18 protein-coding genes are annotated in these 18,324 nt (G+C 41.2%); 2 read left to right on the forward strand and 16 right to left on the reverse strand.

Annotated features, from left to right (window positions below; genetic code table 11):
- Positions 1 to 153: 153 nt before the first annotated feature.
- The 4 genes from GW828_RS17265 to GW828_RS17280 form a co-directional block, all read right to left on the reverse strand.
- Positions 154 to 1,737 carry a methyl-accepting chemotaxis protein gene (locus tag GW828_RS17265; RefSeq protein WP_182757206.1) on the reverse strand — a complete coding sequence of 528 codons (1,584 nt, stop codon included), beginning with the start codon at positions 1,735 to 1,737 and terminating at the stop codon, positions 154 to 156.
- Positions 1,738 to 2,243: 506 nt separating this feature from the next.
- Entirely contained in the window at positions 2,244 to 3,260 is a 1,017-nt protein-coding gene (locus tag GW828_RS17270; RefSeq protein ID WP_124016952.1) for a succinylglutamate desuccinylase/aspartoacylase family protein, read from the reverse strand.
- Positions 3,260 to 4,165 carry a 30S ribosomal protein S6--L-glutamate ligase gene (gene rimK, locus GW828_RS17275; RefSeq protein ID WP_124016951.1) on the reverse strand — a complete coding sequence of 302 codons (906 nt, stop codon included), beginning with the start codon at positions 4,163 to 4,165 and terminating at the stop codon, positions 3,260 to 3,262. Before rimK ends, GW828_RS17270 begins: the two co-directional genes overlap by 1 nt.
- A gap of 3 nt (positions 4,166 to 4,168) precedes the next feature.
- Entirely contained in the window at positions 4,169 to 4,600 is a 432-nt protein-coding gene (locus GW828_RS17280; RefSeq protein WP_273059435.1) for an ATP-dependent zinc protease family protein, read from the reverse strand.
- Between the two features lie 466 nt (positions 4,601 to 5,066).
- Between GW828_RS17280 and GW828_RS17285 the strand changes: the two genes are divergently transcribed.
- Both GW828_RS17285 and GW828_RS17290 read left to right on the forward strand, forming a co-directional pair.
- Complete coding sequence (locus GW828_RS17285; RefSeq protein ID WP_124016949.1) at positions 5,067 to 5,738, forward strand: DUF2461 domain-containing protein; 672 nt, start codon at positions 5,067 to 5,069, stop codon at positions 5,736 to 5,738.
- A gap of 169 nt (positions 5,739 to 5,907) precedes the next feature.
- Positions 5,908 to 7,284, forward strand: coding sequence for an RsmB/NOP family class I SAM-dependent RNA methyltransferase (locus GW828_RS17290; protein ID WP_273059438.1), 1,377 nt, complete (start codon positions 5,908 to 5,910; stop codon positions 7,282 to 7,284).
- A 95-nt stretch (positions 7,285 to 7,379) separates the two neighbouring features.
- On the opposite strand, the gene GW828_RS17295 is transcribed toward GW828_RS17290, so the two are convergent.
- From GW828_RS17295 to flhF, 12 genes are all read right to left on the reverse strand, one after another.
- The gene (locus tag GW828_RS17295) at positions 7,380 to 7,778 is read right to left on the reverse strand and encodes a DUF2802 domain-containing protein (RefSeq protein ID WP_124016947.1); all 399 of its coding nucleotides are present in this window, start codon (positions 7,776 to 7,778) and stop codon (positions 7,380 to 7,382) included.
- A gap of 88 nt (positions 7,779 to 7,866) precedes the next feature.
- Positions 7,867 to 8,361, reverse strand: coding sequence for a chemotaxis protein CheW (locus tag GW828_RS17300; protein ID WP_124016946.1), 495 nt, complete (start codon positions 8,359 to 8,361; stop codon positions 7,867 to 7,869).
- A 2-nt stretch (positions 8,362 to 8,363) separates the two neighbouring features.
- Positions 8,364 to 9,422, reverse strand: coding sequence for a chemotaxis protein CheW (locus GW828_RS17305; protein ID WP_124016945.1), 1,059 nt, complete (start codon positions 9,420 to 9,422; stop codon positions 8,364 to 8,366).
- The gene (locus GW828_RS17310) at positions 9,406 to 10,200 is read right to left on the reverse strand and encodes a ParA family protein (RefSeq protein ID WP_124016944.1); all 795 of its coding nucleotides are present in this window, start codon (positions 10,198 to 10,200) and stop codon (positions 9,406 to 9,408) included. Before GW828_RS17310 ends, GW828_RS17305 begins: the two co-directional genes overlap by 17 nt.
- A 46-nt stretch (positions 10,201 to 10,246) precedes the next feature.
- Positions 10,247 to 10,699, reverse strand: a complete 453-nt coding sequence (locus tag GW828_RS17315) for a membrane anchored protein in chemotaxis locus (RefSeq protein WP_273059441.1) — start codon at positions 10,697 to 10,699, stop codon at positions 10,247 to 10,249.
- Positions 10,692 to 11,885 carry a protein-glutamate methylesterase/protein-glutamine glutaminase gene (locus tag GW828_RS17320; RefSeq protein WP_273059443.1) on the reverse strand — a complete coding sequence of 398 codons (1,194 nt, stop codon included), beginning with the start codon at positions 11,883 to 11,885 and terminating at the stop codon, positions 10,692 to 10,694. Before GW828_RS17320 ends, GW828_RS17315 begins: the two co-directional genes overlap by 8 nt.
- A gap of 26 nt (positions 11,886 to 11,911) precedes the next feature.
- Entirely contained in the window at positions 11,912 to 14,125 is a 2,214-nt protein-coding gene (locus tag GW828_RS17325; protein ID WP_273059445.1) for a chemotaxis protein CheA, read from the reverse strand.
- A 15-nt stretch (positions 14,126 to 14,140) separates the two neighbouring features.
- Positions 14,141 to 14,878, reverse strand: a complete 738-nt coding sequence (locus GW828_RS17330; protein ID WP_124016941.1) for a protein phosphatase CheZ — start codon at positions 14,876 to 14,878, stop codon at positions 14,141 to 14,143.
- Between the two features lie 13 nt (positions 14,879 to 14,891).
- Positions 14,892 to 15,275 (reverse strand): chemotaxis response regulator CheY, encoded by a 384-nt coding sequence (gene cheY, locus GW828_RS17335; RefSeq protein WP_011919599.1) that lies wholly within the window; start codon positions 15,273 to 15,275, stop codon positions 14,892 to 14,894.
- Positions 15,276 to 15,319: 44 nt separating this feature from the next.
- Positions 15,320 to 16,039, reverse strand: a complete 720-nt coding sequence (locus GW828_RS17340) for an RNA polymerase sigma factor FliA (protein WP_182698022.1) — start codon at positions 16,037 to 16,039, stop codon at positions 15,320 to 15,322.
- Positions 16,032 to 16,913 (reverse strand): MinD/ParA family protein, encoded by an 882-nt coding sequence (locus GW828_RS17345; RefSeq protein ID WP_124017021.1) that lies wholly within the window; start codon positions 16,911 to 16,913, stop codon positions 16,032 to 16,034. Before GW828_RS17345 ends, GW828_RS17340 begins: the two co-directional genes overlap by 8 nt.
- A gap of 4 nt (positions 16,914 to 16,917) precedes the next feature.
- Positions 16,918 to 18,303 (reverse strand): flagellar biosynthesis GTPase FlhF, encoded by a 1,386-nt coding sequence (gene flhF, locus GW828_RS17350; RefSeq protein ID WP_182757210.1) that lies wholly within the window; start codon positions 18,301 to 18,303, stop codon positions 16,918 to 16,920.
- Positions 18,304 to 18,324 lie beyond the last annotated feature (21 nt).

Here is an 18,324-nt window from a genome sequence, read left to right on the forward strand (position 1 = left end):
ATCAATAACTCAATAAACTATCAGCTAGATCCATGAGCTGATCCACTGACTTCATGCTCCAGTACAATGGAACGTTTTATACCATCATGATTAAGCGAATAAAAAGGCCAGAAACATTCAAGTTTCTGGCCTTTTTGACATCTGCTGTTTAATTTATTTCTTGCCTATGGCACCAACGGCAAAACGTCTGATAATTGATCTAACCATCATTACGGATTCACCTAACTCACTACTATTATGTAAGGATTTTTCTGATGATATTTTAGTTATCTCTGCTGAATCAGCAATATCAATAATTTGTTGGTTAATGTGTTCAGCGACAGCGCCTTGCTCTTCTACAGCGGCTGACATATCTAGGGTAAGTTGGGTAATTTGCTCGACTGATTGATTAATCGACGCTAATGCATTACGAGTTTCATCGACAATTTGAACACCTTTACTTGCCGCTTGCTCGCCCCTAAGTGACACTTGGACAGCGTTACTGGCACGTTTGGTTAATACACTGACAATACTGTGAATTTTATCGGTTGATTCGCGAGTTTTAAATGCCAGAGAGCGGACCTCATCAGCAACAACACTAAATCCTCTTCCTTGCTCACCTGCCCTTGCTGCCTCAATGGCCGCATTTAACGCTAGTAGATTAGTTTGATCGGCAATACTGGAGATAATACTGGCGGCTTGACCAATCTCATTGGTGGATTCCGATAACTCGCGAACGGTAGTCGCAATATCAGCAACCGAGAGATTTAATTCATCAATAGACTGTTTGGCTTGATTTGCAAGTAGAGCCCCTGCACTCACATTGTCTAATGCATCTTTAGCACTATCAGCATTACGCTCGACATTAGCAGAGACCTCTTGTATCGCTGTAGACATCTCTGTAATGGCTGAAGCAATTTGTTGTATTGATGCGCTTTGAAGACCGACAGCTTTAGCGGTTGACTCTGCTTCAACTTGGGTATGCTCAACAATACCATCTAAAGATCCTGCTGCATCCTCGATCCTTGTCATAGCGGTACGACATCGAGCAATTTCACAACCAAGAGCTAATTTAGCCTGTGCTTTGGCGCCAAAATCAGCAAAGTAGGTTTCTGCGACAGTGCGATCGGTAAACGAATTAGGATTGAGTGTGACGACTTCTAACCAGTCTTGCTGTTGTTTATAGCCTAACCATGCAGCTGATAGAGTGAGTGTGATTAAACATATCAAGCCAGGGAACAGCCCCCAGAACTCAAAGAGTACCATTGACAAAACAAACATAGGTAACCAAACGGGTAACAACTTAAGTACTTGATGTTTTATTTTAGCGTGCAGTGGCCTTGGGGATTTATTGGCCTTGATCCTGGCATAAGCAGCCTCTGCTCGAGCAATTTCTGCAGGTAATGCCGTTATCCTGACGGACTCATATCCTGCTACTTTATTATTTTCAAACACTGGGGTGACAAATGCGCTAACCCAATAGTAATCGCCATTTTTTCGACGATTCTTAACCAACCCCATCCATACTTTACCAGCTGAAATACAGGCCCACATCTCTTTGAACACTTCACTTGGCATATCGGGATGGCGAACGAGATTATGGGGTTTTCCGATTAACTCGCTTTTTTCAAAGCCGCTGACCTCAACAAAAGCATCATTACAATAAGTGATGTGGCCGCGTAGATCAGTTCCTGAAATTAAACGAACTTCATCGTCGAAGTAATATTGCTTTAGGGTAACGGGTTGATTATTGCGCATGAACACTAAATCCTTTTAAATGTATGGAAAATAAGCATCCATTAAGATTATCTTTGACACCAAGGTGCAAAGATAACAATTTCGTTTAATGAGCTTGTTGATTGATAACATCACTGTACTTAACGAGATATAAACTTATTTTGATAAGTCATTATAAGTTTGGTATGTATCTGAAAATTGTCAATTAATTAATTAACTATCTGTAAAATAATTTTGGTCGATTTATTACCAAGCATTACTCTCGTCGTTTTAAACTTAACCTTGATTGGCTTATCGTGAAGCGAGTTGAAAATGAGCTGAATTCAGGATACTTAGCCTAAAACAGTAAATCCAACATTAGGTTAATCATCCTGTTGCGAGTTTAAAACACATCTCTATCTATAAACTTAACCCGAGCTTCGTCATCACCAAGGGTTAAGTTATCTAATAACATAGTGCTAATAATCGCTTTATACAGCTTGACTAACAATCCAATTAAACTCTCAAAGGGTTTCTATTCAAGAACGTTATTCAGCGTACTCTTGCATAAAATCATCAAGATTATCGTTAATAACTTCTATTTCATCACCACTAAATTGTGCAATGTGAAACAAGCCCTCACCTTCATTGGTGACCGGAATATTGCTGTTGCCAATAATAATCCCATCTGTTGGGGCCTTTAATGGTATCGGCTCGCCGCCCAGAGGGTTAACAATATTGGCTAACACTTGGCCTTTAGATACTCGCTCACCCAGTTTAAATTTAATATTCACCAGCCCATCAGATTCACTGCGTACCCAGTAACTGCGACTTGCATTAACACTGGTGGTTTTAGTGTTAATTTTACCTTTGGTCATACCTAAACAACGCATCACATTGATAACGCCATTTACACCAGACTTAATCGACATATCGCTAAAGCGCAGTGCTTCACCAGCCTCATATAAAATACAAGGAATATTAAGGCTGTTAGCATAACCGCGCATTGAACCTTCACGTGCTTTAGAAGACATTATGACTGGTGCTCCAAAAGCATTAGCCATATCGAGCATCATTGTATCGTCGGTATCACAGCGGATCTGCGGTAAGTTATCGCGATGAATTGCGCCAGTATGTAAATCAATAATATGGGTTGCACGTTTAACTAAAATACTGCTAAATAAATGCGCTAAACGGCTGGCAAGCGCACCTTTAGCTGAGCCCGGAAAACAACGATTTAAGTCACGACGATCGGGTAAATAGCGAGATTGTTGAATAAAACCAAATACGTTAACGATAGGGACAATGAGTAAGGTCCCGGTTAAGGTTTTAGCATTCACACGACCGAGCAAGCGTCGACATATTTCAATGCCATTTAACTCATCACCGTGGATCGCTGCACAAACCAATAAAACAGGTCCCGCTTTAGTGCCATGAAACACTTCAACGTGCAGATCCATCGGTGTATCGTTATACAGTTTTGCTGCGGGCAATTTAACACTTTGCTGCGTGCCTGCCGGTACGCTAACATCACCGATAACAAACGGTTCGTGCTTTCTTGCCATTAACCAACTCCTTTCGTTTTCGAGCTAGTAGATTTAACATTTTTTTCAATAAACTGAATGATCTTTTCCGCAACATCAATACCAGTGGCTTTTTCGATGCCTTCAAGGCCCGGAGATGAGTTAACTTCCATCACTAATGGACCGTGCTTAGAACGTAAAATATCTACGCCCGCAACGTTTAGCCCCATCGTTTTAGCAGCACGTAATGCCGTTGAACGTTCTTCTGGAGTGAGCTTAACAATGCTAGCAGAACCACCGCGGTGTAAATTAGAACGAAACTCACCTGGTAATGCTTGGCGTTTCATCGCCGCAATCACTTTGTCACCAATCACGAAACAACGAATATCAGCGCCACCAGCTTCGGCAATATACTCTTGCACCATGATGTTGGCTTTTAACCCCATGAAGGCTTCAATAACCGATTCAGCAGCTTTACGGGTTTCAGCTAATACCACACCAATACCTTGAGTGCCTTCAAGTAACTTAATCACACAAGGAGCACCACCGACCATGTCCAACAAATCGGGAATATCAGCAGGCTTACTGGCAAAACCGGTCACCGGCAAACCAATATTCTTGCGAGATAACAGTTGCAATGAACGTAATTTGTCCCGAGAACGTGTAATGGCGACAGACTCGTTTAATGGGTGAGTGCCCATCATTTCGAACTGGCGTAATACCGCTGTGCCATAAAAGGTCACTGACGCACCAATTCGCGGAATAACGGCATCGAATTTTGGCAGCTCTTCACCGCGGACATGAATACTAGGTGCATTCATGTTGATGTTCATGTAACACTTTAATGGATCGACAATTTTGATGGTATGACCGCGAGCTTCAGCAGCTTCTCTTAAGCGACTGGTCGAGTATAAATTCTTATTTCTCGACATTATTGCAATATGCATTTGTTATTCTCCTGCTAAAAATGATTCTGCTGAATTAACCAAAAATCGCCCTTCTAACGCGCGACGACCTAATAACATCCTAAATTTCATGTGATCTCTATTGGTCAATGTCAGTTCGATGTCAAAAAGTTGTGTACCGATAAGAATGGGGGTTTTTATCACGTAACGTTTGGTTACATGGCCGCCGGAATCACTGACATCTCGGCGATCAAACACATGAAACTCACACACGACTTCTCGGTCAGAATCCTGGTCAGGATGCAGCCAGACTCGAACCCATTTTTGGTTATTTTTTTGAAACGGTTTTATTTTGAACGCATGCAAACAAGATGTTTTTGCGCCAGTATCCACTTTGATTTTGACTCTTTCGTTGCCAATATCAGGAAAAGTGCCCCACTCACGCCAACCCACAATACCGAGGGAATGTTCAGTCATGGTCAATCCTTTCTTGTAGAGGAATTATTCATTCCAAAGTGTAATCTTTAAATGAATTAGTGTTTGAATAGATAGCAAAATCGGTTTAACGTCTTGCACTAGCCAACCAATATATGTTGTTGATTAAAGATGAACCACAAGGTTTACATCAATAAACTAGCCTTTGAAGCGATTTTAACACCAACACTTTATTTATATCAAATTAACATTTAAAAAATAATGAAAAAAAATTTCTATGTCAGTAAGTTACAATGGATATACGGAAATTTAAAAAGCATCAAAATATTATGTTTACTCTAGATAAAATACCAAAAAACACCGCATTAATATAGAGATGTCAACATAAGGTATTCAATCTTAATAGTTTAAATAAATCCTAGCTATGTCACTTACTACAGACATTGTTTAACATACTAGTAAAATTATAACATTATAATCTGCATCGCTATTGTAAAAAGGTATCGTCATGTTCAGTCAACTTAGTTTCGATTTTTTAAACACTCTAGCAGCCAATAATGATAGAGAATGGTTTAAAGCCAACCAGCAACAATATGAAGATCAGGTTAGAAGCCCTGCATTACAATTTATACAAGCCATGCAAGGACCCATTTTAGGCTTATCACCACGATTTGTTGCTGTGGCTAAAAAAGTCGGGGGTAGCCTAATGCGCCCACAACGCGACAGTCGCTTTAGTAAAAATAAAACGCCTTATAAGACCAATGTGGGTATCCAGTTTAGACACTTTCAGGCAAAAGATGTGCATGCGCCTGGATTTTATGTCCATATTGCCAATGATGAATGCTTTATTGCGGCTGGAATTTGGCATCCTGAATCAAAAACGCTCAATGCAATTCGCCATTGTATTGATGAAAACCCTAACGCGTACCAAAAAGCATTAGCGCAATTGAGGCAGGCTGGATTTGAATTAACAGGCGATAGCTTATCCAGACCGCCACGCGGATTTGATAAACATCATCCCATGATTGACGAGCTAAAGCGTAAAGACTTTATCGCCATAAAATCCATTAGTCCTGAGCAAGTATGCCAGGCTGATTTTGTCGAGTTTTGTGCGCAAGAATATCAGCATACTCGCGCATTAATGGCTTACTTATGCTTTGCCCTAGAGCTAGATTTTTAGTCTTTAAGCACCATAACGACAAGTTAATCATGGTGTTGTTGAAAATATTAACTCATTTTTACGCTGTTATAGTTTTAGCTCATTATTTAGGTAAGCCGTGTTAAACTAGCAAAAAATAGTTTCCGGTGCAGCACTCTGTTAGTTGCTGCACCTATTACCAGGTCAATTCATGAGCCATAATATTTCCGCCATGTCTAACACAACACCATCAATTGAGACATCTGCGTCCGAAATCGCTGCGATCACGCCAGCACAAAAACGTGCCTTAAGTTACTCGACAACGATTGAATCACTCTTCAATCAAGTGATGAACACCGGCATGCCAGCCGATAGAATCATTGGCCAATATTTTCGCGAGCATAAAAAACATGGCTCTAAAGATAGACGAGTGATCCGTGAAAGTTTGTTTGGTTTATTTCGCTGGTGGGGTTGGTTAAGCCAGTTAGAGACCAATCAAAAACACACTACATGGTTCCAACAATTAAGTGCTTGTGCAATGTTAGAACAACACCCATGGCATGATGTCACTGGTGCTTGGAATGATTTTGCTGATTGGCCTCAAACCCGCGCAGATCAAACTACCCTAGATAATCAAGCCACATTAAAAGATAAATTAGCCGCTTATATTGCTTTAAGCGCGATAGAAAGTTGTCAAATCACTCAGTTATTACCCCAATGGTTTTGGCAACTTTGTCCAGTAGATAGCACAGAGCAATATGCGCTTGTTAACGCAATGACGACTCGCCCCCCCATTTGGGCTCGGGCACAAACATTATCAACAGCCAAATTAATTGCGTCACTTAAACAAGCGGGTGTTGAAGCTAAAACCAGCGGCTACTTTGCCGATGCCATTAGTCTAGGGCATAAAAGTATTAATCTAAATGAGATAGAGGTTTATAAACAAGGTCATCTTGAAATTCAGGATTTAGCCTCACAAGTTATTGGCCAAATTTGCCAGCCGAACAATCATGAGAAATGGTGGGATGCGTGCAGTGGTGCTGGCGGTAAATCCCTGCAATTGCATTCATTAATGTCACAGCAAAGCACGGAATTCAGCGGTAGCATTACGGCATCAGATATTCGCCATAAACCTTTAGAAGAACTGCGTAAAAGAGCTAAACGTGCGGGTTTTGAGCATATCAGTGTCGCGCCATGGAAAGGAGAGGTATTGCCTGTCGATGCTAATGCTTTTGACGGTGTATTAGTTGATGCACCCTGCAGCTGCACCGGCACTTGGCGTCGAAATCCTGATATGCGCTGGCTTGATGATGCTAGCGCGATTACAGACAAGCCTATGCTTCAATTAGCAATTTTACGTCGAAGCGCTGCTGCAGTAAAATCGGGCGGTAAGTTGGTTTATGCCACCTGCTCTTTATCACCAAGTGAAAATGAACAGATTGTGAAAGACTTTTTATCAGTAACGTCTGAGTTTGAACTTGAACCAGTCATACATCCTTTTACTGGTGAGCAATTTGATATGTTAACGATTTGGCCTCAACAAGCCGATAGTGATGGGATGTTTGTTGCTAAGATGCGTCGTAAATAGCACGCTGACTCAAACACTAACGCCAAATAATGCTCCACTAAAAAGCCATCTTTCGATGGCTTTTATATTATGGTTCACAGACAACCACTATTGAGCTATTTTCTGTGCAGCCGCAGTATTAATTCCGCTTCTGCTTTTGGCAATTCACACTCTTGCATTAACTCTTCAATACCAGCCCCAAGGCCGACCATTTTAAGCGCACGCGAGTATAATTTAGCTTGTGGGTCTTGCTGACTAGCTTCTTCAAGCATATCAGACTGTTTAGACAGTTTTTTTTCTAGTTCGACAACTCGCCTACCGACACCAATAGTACCACTGCGTAATTCGTGTAACTCACGCTTAACAGCTTCACGCTGACGGTCGCTTTCTTTAACCAACACAGTCAGGGCATCCACTTTAGTTTTTAATTTACTCGACTGTTTTTGCAAGTAAAGTACTAAAACAAGACATGCAATCGCACACACTAAAGCTGCAATTAGAAATTCATCACCCATTAACATACCTATGTTGCTATTACTCAAAAGCACTAAGCCAAACAAAAAAGCCAACAGTGATTCGGTTGGCTTTTCGGATACAACACGACTAGATTTGAGTTAATTCAACCCACTCATCGTCAGATAATAGTTTATCTAAATCAACCAAGATTAATAACTCGTTGTCGCGATTACTCACCCCTTGAATAAATTTAGCACTTTCTTCCGTGCCGACATTAGGAGCGTTATCGATTTCAGAACGGCGCAAGTATACGACTTCAGCCACGCTATCAACTAAGATACCAATAACTTGTTTTTCTGCTTCAATAATCACGATACGAGTCGAGTCGTCTAATTCTGCTGATTGTAAGCCAAAACGTGAACGAGTATCGATAACGGTAACTACGTTTCCGCGAAGGTTAATAATCCCTAACACATAATCAGGAGCACCTGGCACAGGAGCTATTTCGGTATAACGTAATACTTCCTGAACTTGCATTACGTTAATACCATAGGTTTCATTATCTAATTTAAATGTTACCCATTGTAATACTGCATCGTCTTTACTTGCAGCAACCGCTGCTACACTTCTAGAATCGCTCATAGTTAACCTCGGTCAATCGAATCCTGACAACCTAAACCTGCATCAAGCATTTTGATTAATGCTTGAACATGTAAAATGCCACACATTTGTTGTTTTACTACCCCAGCAAGCCAAGGACGCTTACCCGGTTTTTCACGCCAATTGACGTGGGATTTATCTATTTTAACGGCGTTAACTAACGATTCGCACGTTAGTCCCCACTGACTATCTTCTAGCATAACAAGATATTGATAATTTACCGTTTGTGCTAATGCTGGAGAATATTTTTCAGGCATTACCCATGCACATGTATCAACCACATTAATTTTAGTATCTCGGTGGGTTTGCACCCCTTTAAACCAAGAGGGCCTACCAATAAGATGGTTTATCTTGTCAATTTTAATAATCCCCCCCAAGCTCACTAGTGGTACCGCTAACGTTAACCCTGCAACATTAAAGAATAGCACCTGAAACTCATCATCAAGTACTTCTTGTAAATCATGGGTGATACTCGGTGGTTGATGCCCAACCTGAGTTTGTGGTGGCGTTTGCACTTGCTCCGCCGAATTCATCACCAACTCTTCATGCTTAATAATAGCGTCTTTTATAACAGCATGTGAACTTTCGTTATTATTTATATCGACTAACGGCTTGATTTCTTTATCCGTTAGCTCTATTTCTTGTGTTTTTGTATTATTAACGACTGCTTTAGGCTCAATATCACTAATTGCCTGACGAACACGTTCTGCGCTGTTTTTGATCTGTTGCGATAAATCTGTTTCAGCACTAGGTGTAGATACTGCTGATAATAATTTTTCAAGCGCCAGTTTATCTACACTGGTTGTCGGCTGGGCATAATCCCACTGGCTCGCAACAACAGATGAAATCTTAGACAAAGTTGGCGGTGAATAATGAGCTGATGAAGATGCGGCTATTGTGGTGGTATCAGCCAGCTTGTCCTCGATAATATTTAGCGATTTAGTAGTAATATTATTAGCAGGATTCACAGGAATCGACTCTGACGATTCCTGTAGTAAAAGACTGAAATAATCAAAAACAGTTTCATCAACCGATTTTGACATGGTTAAACTCCTGAGAAAATAAAAAATCCAGCAGACGATTGTAAGCTTTTACACCTCGGCTACTGGCTGAATAATGTGATGCTGGTAAATGAGCCAAGCTTGCATCTCTAAATTTAGTGTCCACAGGAATCACATCACTTGGCCAAAGTGATGAACCATATTTATCCTGCAAAAATTGTAGTGCGATAGGTGAGGCTTTAGTTCGCTTGTCATACATAGTCGGTAATACTGTGAAGCTATATCGTGTTTTCTTGGAGCGCCCCATGATTTCCATGGTTTTCACCATACGTTCAAGGCCTTTTATGGCTAAAAACTCAGTCTGAACCGGTATAATAATGTGATGACTTGCAGCTAATGCATTGACCATTAGCACCCCTAAAACAGGTGGGCAATCAATGATAGCCACATCATATTTATCTTCAAGTAGCGCCAATAAATTGCGCAACACCAAGCCCATACCTTCCTGATGACCTAAAGATCTATCCAGTGTTGCTAACGCCATATTAGCAGCAATAATATCCAGTCCCTCTATTTGAGTAGGGATGACATTTTGTAATATAAACTCTTGAGTCAGTGTCTGGTGATTCAAAAAGACATCATAAAGCGAACATGGCACTTCATCTGAATCAATACCTAAGTAATAACCCAATGAAGCATGAGGATCAGTATCAATCATCAGCACTCGTTGACCACGCTTAACCAATGCTCCGGCTAAACTGGCTACTGTGGTTGTTTTACCGACACCACCTTTTTGATTCGCTACCGTCCATACTTTCAAAAAAAGCCTCTCAACTCATTATAATGATGCTGTTATGGAATATTGACTACTGCTTGTGTTGTGTATCATCACGGGTTGTTACACGGATCCCGCCGTTAGGTAAACGGATCACCTTAACCCCTTGAGCATCTTCTGACACTATGATTTCTTGATTATTGCCTTCACTAACAACTTCGGGATGCTTAAGTTTAGTGGGCTGATCATCATCTAAAGCGCCAGGTCCAAACAACACACTTTTAGCTTGCTCTTGTCCTGCGGACGCAACAATTGCTTGAGTTTGTTCAGGATGCTGAGTTAACCAATTAGCAATATTAGCAGCTTGCTCCTCAGGAACCATCAAAAGTACTTGAGAGTCGGTTAAACGAGCTACATCTTGCTTTAATAGTGTTATCTTTTTATTCGCATCAACATACAAACCCGCTAGTACTAAGATGGCAATAAAACACAGAAAAAAACCCAGCATTTGCTTAGTCTGTAAGGAATAACTCGACTTAGCCACGACTAGACTCTTTTAAAATAGCTTCAGCAATATTATCCAACGAAATAGAGTGAGTCGAGATACCAGCAGATGCTACAGCTTGTGGCATACCATAGACAACACAACTCGCTTCATCTTGTGCCCAAATGGTTGCACCAACAGACTTTAACATTCTAGCCCCTTCTCTACCGTCGGCCCCCATCCCAGTCAACACTACAGCCAAAACATCTCCACCAAAAGCTTTAGATGCAGACGCAAAAGTAATATCTACACTTGGCTTATAATTCATTTCAGGGGTACCAGGAACAACTTTAAGTCTGCCTGTAATACCATTTCGCTCAACCATAAGCTGCATACCACCGGGCGCTAAATAAGCGCATCCAGGGCGCATAACATCCCCATTTTCAGCCTCTTTTACATCAATTTGACACAATGTATTTAAACGTGCTGCAAATGCAGGAGTAAATGCTGCAGGCATGTGCTGGATCAATACAATTGGATGAGGATAATTCGCAGGAAAAGCGGTTAATACTTTCTGCAAAGCCACTGGTCCACCAGTTGAAGTCCCGATAAGTAATACTTTGTATTGTTTACCACTAGCCCGAATAGACGATATTGATGAACTCGTGTTATTGGGAGTATGGCGATCGGGAGATGCACTAGAGTAGGTTGCCGCAGGCGTTGGAGTTAAACCGCTGCTAAATGGACGACGAGATGAATAGGTATCCGAAGCGGAAACCGATGTTTTACGAGGTTCAGGTGATGATGAAGTCGATAATGAACTTGATGCTGAACTTGGGCGATATACTCTGCGTCGCCCCAAAGCTTTAATTCGCTGCTGCAGTAACAGTATTGCATCGTCTTTATTGGTCGCAATATCTTCAAAGCGTTTTGGTAAAAAATCTAATGCGCCGGCTTCTAACGCATCAAGTGTCGCTTTGGCACCATCATGAGTTAATGATGAAAACATTAAAATTGGAGTGGGGTTAGTAGCCATGATTTCACGCACAGCAGTAATACCATCCATCACTGGCATTTCAATGTCCATGGTAATGACTTGAGGCTTTAACTTTGCAGCCATTTCAACAGCTTCTTTACCGTTAACAGCAACAGCAACGACTTCGAGATCAGGATCTTTATTAACAATCTCACTGACTCGACGTCGAAAAAAGCTAGAATCATCTACAACTAATACTTTTATGGCCATTGAATTCCTTAAATAATGGAACTTTTTTATTTTTTGCTTTTGGCGTAATGTTTCAGTAGTCCTGGCACATCTAAAATAAGTGCAATACCACCATCTGATGTAATTGTTGCCCCCGCCATTCCTGGCGTACCTTGTAACATACTGCCAAGTGGTTTGATGACAACTTCTTCTTGCCCAATTAATGCATCAACAACGAAACCGATTTGCATCGTACCAAGTTGAACAATCACAACATGGCCATGCTTCTTATCACCATGCTTAAATGTCGATTTCTTACTGTGCAACCAATGTTCTAGATAAAATAATGGCACGGCTTTATTACGGAAAATAACCGTTAATTGACCATCTACAATATTGGTTTTGGTTAAATCTAAATTAAATATCTCATTAACACTCGATAATGGCAGAGCGAAAACTTGATTAGACACATCAACCATCAAGGTTGGCATGATAGCCAAGGTTAACGGCACTTTAATTTCAAGTGTGGTGCCCTTACCTTTCATCGAATCAATGTAGACAGTACCATTGAGTTGATTTATGCGGGTTTTCACCACATCCATACCCACACCACGGCCTGAAATGTCTGAGATTTCAACTTTAGTTGAAAACCCTGGAGCGAAAATCAGATTATACGCTTCGTTATCAGTCATTCTCGAGGCGGCATCTTCATCGAGCACACCACGACTTATCGCAATTTGTTTTAGCTTTTCAGGATCCATGCCAGCGCCATCATCCTCAATTTTCAGCAGGATGTGATCACCTTCTTGGCTAGCCGATAAGGTAATAGTACCGGTTCGGGATTTACCATTTGCTTCACGAGTCACCGGCATTTCAATACCGTGGTCGACTGAGTTTCTCACTAAGTGGACCAAAGGATCTGCTAAAGCTTCAACTAAATTTTTATCAAGATCGGTGTCTTCACCAATCATCACTAAATCAATTTCTTTATTTAATGTACGCGCTAAATCTCGAACAACCCGTGGGAAACGACCAAATACTTTCTTGATAGGTTGCATGCGCGTCTTCATCACCGCACCTTGTAAATCAGCTGTCACCAAATCAAGGTTAGTAAGTGCTTTTGACATTTCCTCGTCTTCACGATTAATGCCTAAGCTCACCAGTCGATTACGGACTAATACCAATTCACCAACCATATTCATGATTTGATCTAAACGAGCGGTATCAACGCGAACTGTGGTTTCACCTTGTGGCACAGACGACGCTTTGACTGGGGCTTTATCTGCTAAGGGTTCAACTTTTGGCACAACGGCTGGAGTCGATGGCATAACTGGCTTAGCAACTGGAGTCGGAGCGGGTTTTGCTGCCTGTGGAGGAGTAACCGCTTTAGCAGATTCTGCAGCAACCGGAGTTGATTGCACTTTCGCTACTGGGGCAGTGCCTTTACCGTGTAATTCATCTAAAAGACGTTCAAACTCATCGTCGGTGATTTCATCTGAGTCTACTGCGGGTTGAGCAACTGGTGTACTTGCAGGCTTAGCGGCAACCACAGGTTCGTCTTTGGCTTTAAATGAACCTGAGCCGTGTAACTCGTCTAAGAGTGCTTCAAATTCGTCATCGGTAATTTCGTCACTGCTTTTTGCTGGTGCTGGTTTTGAGTCAATATTGTCTTGCTTTACTGCAGAAGATTTAGATGCAACAGGACTGTTACCTGAACCGTGTAAGGCATCAAGCAAGGCTTCAAATTCTAACTCATCAATTTCATCGATGCTGCCAGAATCAGACGTTTCTGCCGTAAAAGAACTCACATCCTCAATGACTTCAGGCTCGTTAACCTCAACAACATTTTCGATAGGTTCAAGTTCTGCAGCCGACATCTCTGAGGGTAATGGCGCACCTGAGCTTAATAATTTGAGTTTCGCAAGTAGCATAGGATCTGCAGGGTCTTGTTCTTGTCCCTGTTGAGTTTGAGCAAACATAGTATTAATGGCGTCGACCGCTTGCAAAATAATATCCATTAATTCTGCATTTACGCCACGTTTTCCGGTGCGCAATAAATCGAACGTATTTTCAGCTTCATGACACACGTCAACCATCGGCTTTAAGCTTAAAAAACCAGCTCCGCCTTTGACAGTATGAAATCCACGGAAAATAGCATTAAGTAAATCACTGTCATCAGGATTATTTTCAAGAGCAACTAGCTGCTCTTGTAGAAGCTCTAAAATCTCACCAGCTTCAATTAAAAAGTCCTGGAGTATCTCTTCATCAACATCAAAGGACATTAAATTGACTCCTAATTAGAAACCCAGACTTGATAGCAGATCGTCTACTTCATCCTGACCTGTCACCACATCTTCACGCAGTTCTGCATTCATGATGGGGCCTTCTGCTTCTATTTTATTATCGTTTATCGTTGGCGATGACTCAGTAATATGATCACCAAACACCGTTAGCATTGAAACTAAATTACTTTCTACTTCACGAACTAAATCAATCACTCGACGGATCATTTGGCCAGTTAAGTCTTGGAAGTCTTGCGCCATTAAAATTTGATTTAATAGCTCACGAAGACGATTACAATCATTTTCACTGTGTAACATAAACTGCTGAACATCATGGCAAAGTGATTTAAACTCACCCAACTCGATGTCACGACGCATCAATTTATCCCACATTGGCGTTACTGATTGAATATTACTGATAATGGTATCGGCCAAAGGTAGACATTCTTCAACTGCATCCATGGTTTTGTTAGCAGCTTGCTCTGTCATATCGATAACGTAGTTTAATCTTTCTTTAGCGTCCGGAATTTCGGTATTGGCTAATTCAGATAAACGGTTATCAATTTGGAAATCTTTTAATGCACTATGAAGTTGTCGAGTTAACTTACCCACTTCTTCAAAAAGCTCACGCTGCAATGGTGTAGCAAGCTCCCTGATGACGTCATCAGCTTTATCTTGCTGACCTAAGGTAAGCAATTCAACAAGTTCTTGGGCCTGTTCGAGAGTGATTAACCCCGATATTGATGCCTGCATGACTTATCCTTGCTTATGCGAGTCGTTCAAAGATTTTATCTAACTTTTCTTTTAACGTTGCGGCGGTGAAAGGCTTTACCACATAACCATTTACCCCAGCTTGCGCTGCAGCAATAATTTGTTCACGCTTGGCTTCTGCGGTTACCATCAATACGGGTAAATGCTTTAACGAATCATCTGCACGGATTGCTCTAAGTAAATCAATACCTTGCATTCCAGGCATGTTCCAGTCTGTTACTACAAAATCAAAATCGCCTTTTTGTAACATAGGTAGGGCTGTTGAGCCATCATCTGCTTCTTGGGTATTATTAAATCCCAAATCTCGCAACAAGTTCTTAATGATACGCCTCATTGTTGAAAAATCGTCAACAATAAGAATCTTCATATTCTTGTCCAAGGTTTCCTCCGGTGAGCTGACACTCGTTTGCTCTAAATAAGTTATTATTCTTGTGTCCAATGCTTGAGTTTAGCTTTTAATCTGAGCATTGCCTGACTTAATATCTGGCTTACACGCGATTCACTAACATCAAGGATGGCACCGATTTCTTTTAAATTTAATGCTTCGTTGTAATATAACGACAACACTAACGCATCTCTTTCTGGCAATGTCTTAATTGCTTCAACCAATGCAGATTGGAATTGAATTTCAGCAAGCGAGTCAAAGGCCTCATCTGGCGATTCATTATCTGTGATTAACACATCTTGTGAAACACCAAGATCTTCTATGCCTATGATTTTACCAACAGAAACATCATTTAAGATATGATGGTACTCATCGAGCGACATTTCAAGCTTTTCAGCAATTTCAGTATCATAAGCATCACGACCAAGCTGTTGCTCTAATTCATCAATTACTTGTGCAACTCGACGATTATTACGGTGAACTGAGCGTGGAACCCAGTCACCACGACGAATTTCATCGATCATCGCTCCACGAATTCTAATGCCAGCAAAAGTTTCAAACTTAGCACCTTTGCTGTTATCAAATTTTGATGAGGCCTCAAGCAACCCCATCATTCCAGCTTGTAACAGGTCATCAAGTTGCACCGATGCTGGTAATCTTGCCAGCATATGATGAGCAATTCTTTTTACCAACGGTGCATACTGTTCAATGATAGACGTTTTGTTATCGAACTGAGTATACGCTGCGGCTTTATTCACCCGTTCTTCCTTCTTGTATCGGCTTACGTTGTACAAGACGTTCAACAAAAAATTCTAAATGACCACCGGGTTGCTGTGGCACAGGCCAAGTCATAATTTTATTGGCTAATCCGTGGTAAGCAATGGCTGAAGGTGATTTAGGATACGCTTCAACGACTAGTTTTTGTTTACGAACTGCTTTACGTAAATTCTCATCAAAGGGAATGGTTGCCACCAACTCCAATGCAACATCTAGAAATCTATCAGTCACTTTACTGAGTTTAGCAAATAATTCCATACCTTCTCGTAAACTACGTACCATATTTGCCACAATTTTGAAGTGGAACACACCATGTTCACGACTTAGTATCTTAATTAACGCATAAGCATCAGTAATCGATGTTGGTTCGTCACAAACCACAATTAATACATCTTGTGATGCACGAGAAAAACTCAGCACCATATCTGATATACCGGCAGCAGTATCAACAATTAAAATATCAAACTGAGTCCGCATTTCACTAAATGCACGGATCAAGCCGGCATGTTGTGCTGGTGTCAATTCAACCATCGCTTGTGAACCTGATGTAGCAGGAACAATGCCGATACCTTTGGGTCCGCGAACAATGATGTCATCTAATTCGGCATCACCTGACAAAACATGAGATAAATTTTTCTCAGCACGTATCCCGAGCATCACATCGACATTGGCTAAACCTAAATCGGCATCAAGTACTAATACACGTTTGCCCTTTTCGGCTAATGCTACCGCAGTATTAATTGACACACTTGTTTTACCAACTCCGCCTTTACCACCGGATACGGCAATTACTTTAACTTTATCGTTATTTGGTTGATTCATCATACGTAAACCACTTGCTTGATCCCGAGTCATATCTTTACTCAAATGCATAGGCTGTGTCATTAGACCACACTGTGTCTTGTGATAATTGTTGTTCAGTTTCATTTAACGCCGCGAGAGCTTTCTTGGCTAGCTCTAGTGTATCTGCGACTTTCATGTCCTCAGGAACACGTTGACCGTCAGTAACATAGCTTAATGGTAACTCATTTTGAATCAATACGCTCAATGCACCTGCAATTGATATTGATTCATCTAATTTTGTTAAAATCGCACCCGCTAATGGAATACGTTTAAAATGTTCTACAGCATCTTGTAAGACACGGCGCTGGCCTGTCGCGGACAAGACTAAGTAACTCCGAATGGGGATCCTACTATTTGCCGTCAAATTATCAAGTTGCTGATATAAGCGCATATCTCGCTGCCCCATACCGGCGGTATCGATTAATACTAACTTACGATTCCTAAATTGATAAAGAATTTGTTCTAATTCGGCTAAATCATGTGCTTGTTTCACCGGACAGCCCATTATTTTGCCATAAGTTGCTAATTGCTCATAGGCACCAATACGATAATGATCTGTGGTAATCAATGCCACCTGCTCGGGGCCATGATGGGCAGCAAATCGAGCTGCTATTTTAGCTAAAGAAGTCGTCTTACCTACACCTGTTGGGCCAACAAAAGCGACCACCCCCCCACGTTTGACAATATCATCACCTTGGTTGTCGAGTAAGTTAGCTAAGCTTTGCGGTAGCGCTCTTACTAAGTCGGCTGGCGTATAATGTTGACTCAATCCTGCTAGTTTAGCAGCAACTGCAGGAGAAAACTCTGCGGCAATCAATTTACTTTCAAGCATAGCACCAACTGGATCGGTACGCTTTTTTTGGTCTTTCATTAACGATGACACTTGATGAGTCAATAAGTTACGTAATGAAGCCATTTCTTCACGTAACGCGTCCATATCATCAGATTGATTTCTATTGGTTTTTTTAGCATGTTCAGGCGCGGCTTGCGCTTTTAACGTTGATGTAGGCTTAGCTGACTTTGCCCCTTGTAATTGACGCGCCCACTCAGGTAATTCAGGTTCATCTTGGCGAACAGACATTTGTTGTTTCATGCGATTATGCTGTTTTTCAAGCAATGCTTGAAGAGAATCTGCTTCCGGTGGCGGATTTACCTTAGATTGAGCTTTCATTACAGGCTTAGCGCCTATTGAGACGCGATCCTCACTGACATCCATAAAGCTAGTCGTCGGCGCTTGCGATGCAATAGAGGCCTTAGGTTCATCATAATCGACTGCGGCGACAATTTCGATTCCGCCTGCTACTTTTTTGTTTGACATAATGACAGCGTCAGAGCCTAAGGTCTCTTTTACTTGAGCCAATGCTTCGCGCATATCTTTGGCAAAAAATCGTTTAATTTTCACTTATGCACCTCAATAAACTGA

This window comes from Shewanella vesiculosa (assembly GCF_009994065.1).
In the GTDB taxonomy this organism is placed as follows: Bacteria; Pseudomonadota; Gammaproteobacteria; order Enterobacterales; family Shewanellaceae; genus Shewanella; species Shewanella vesiculosa.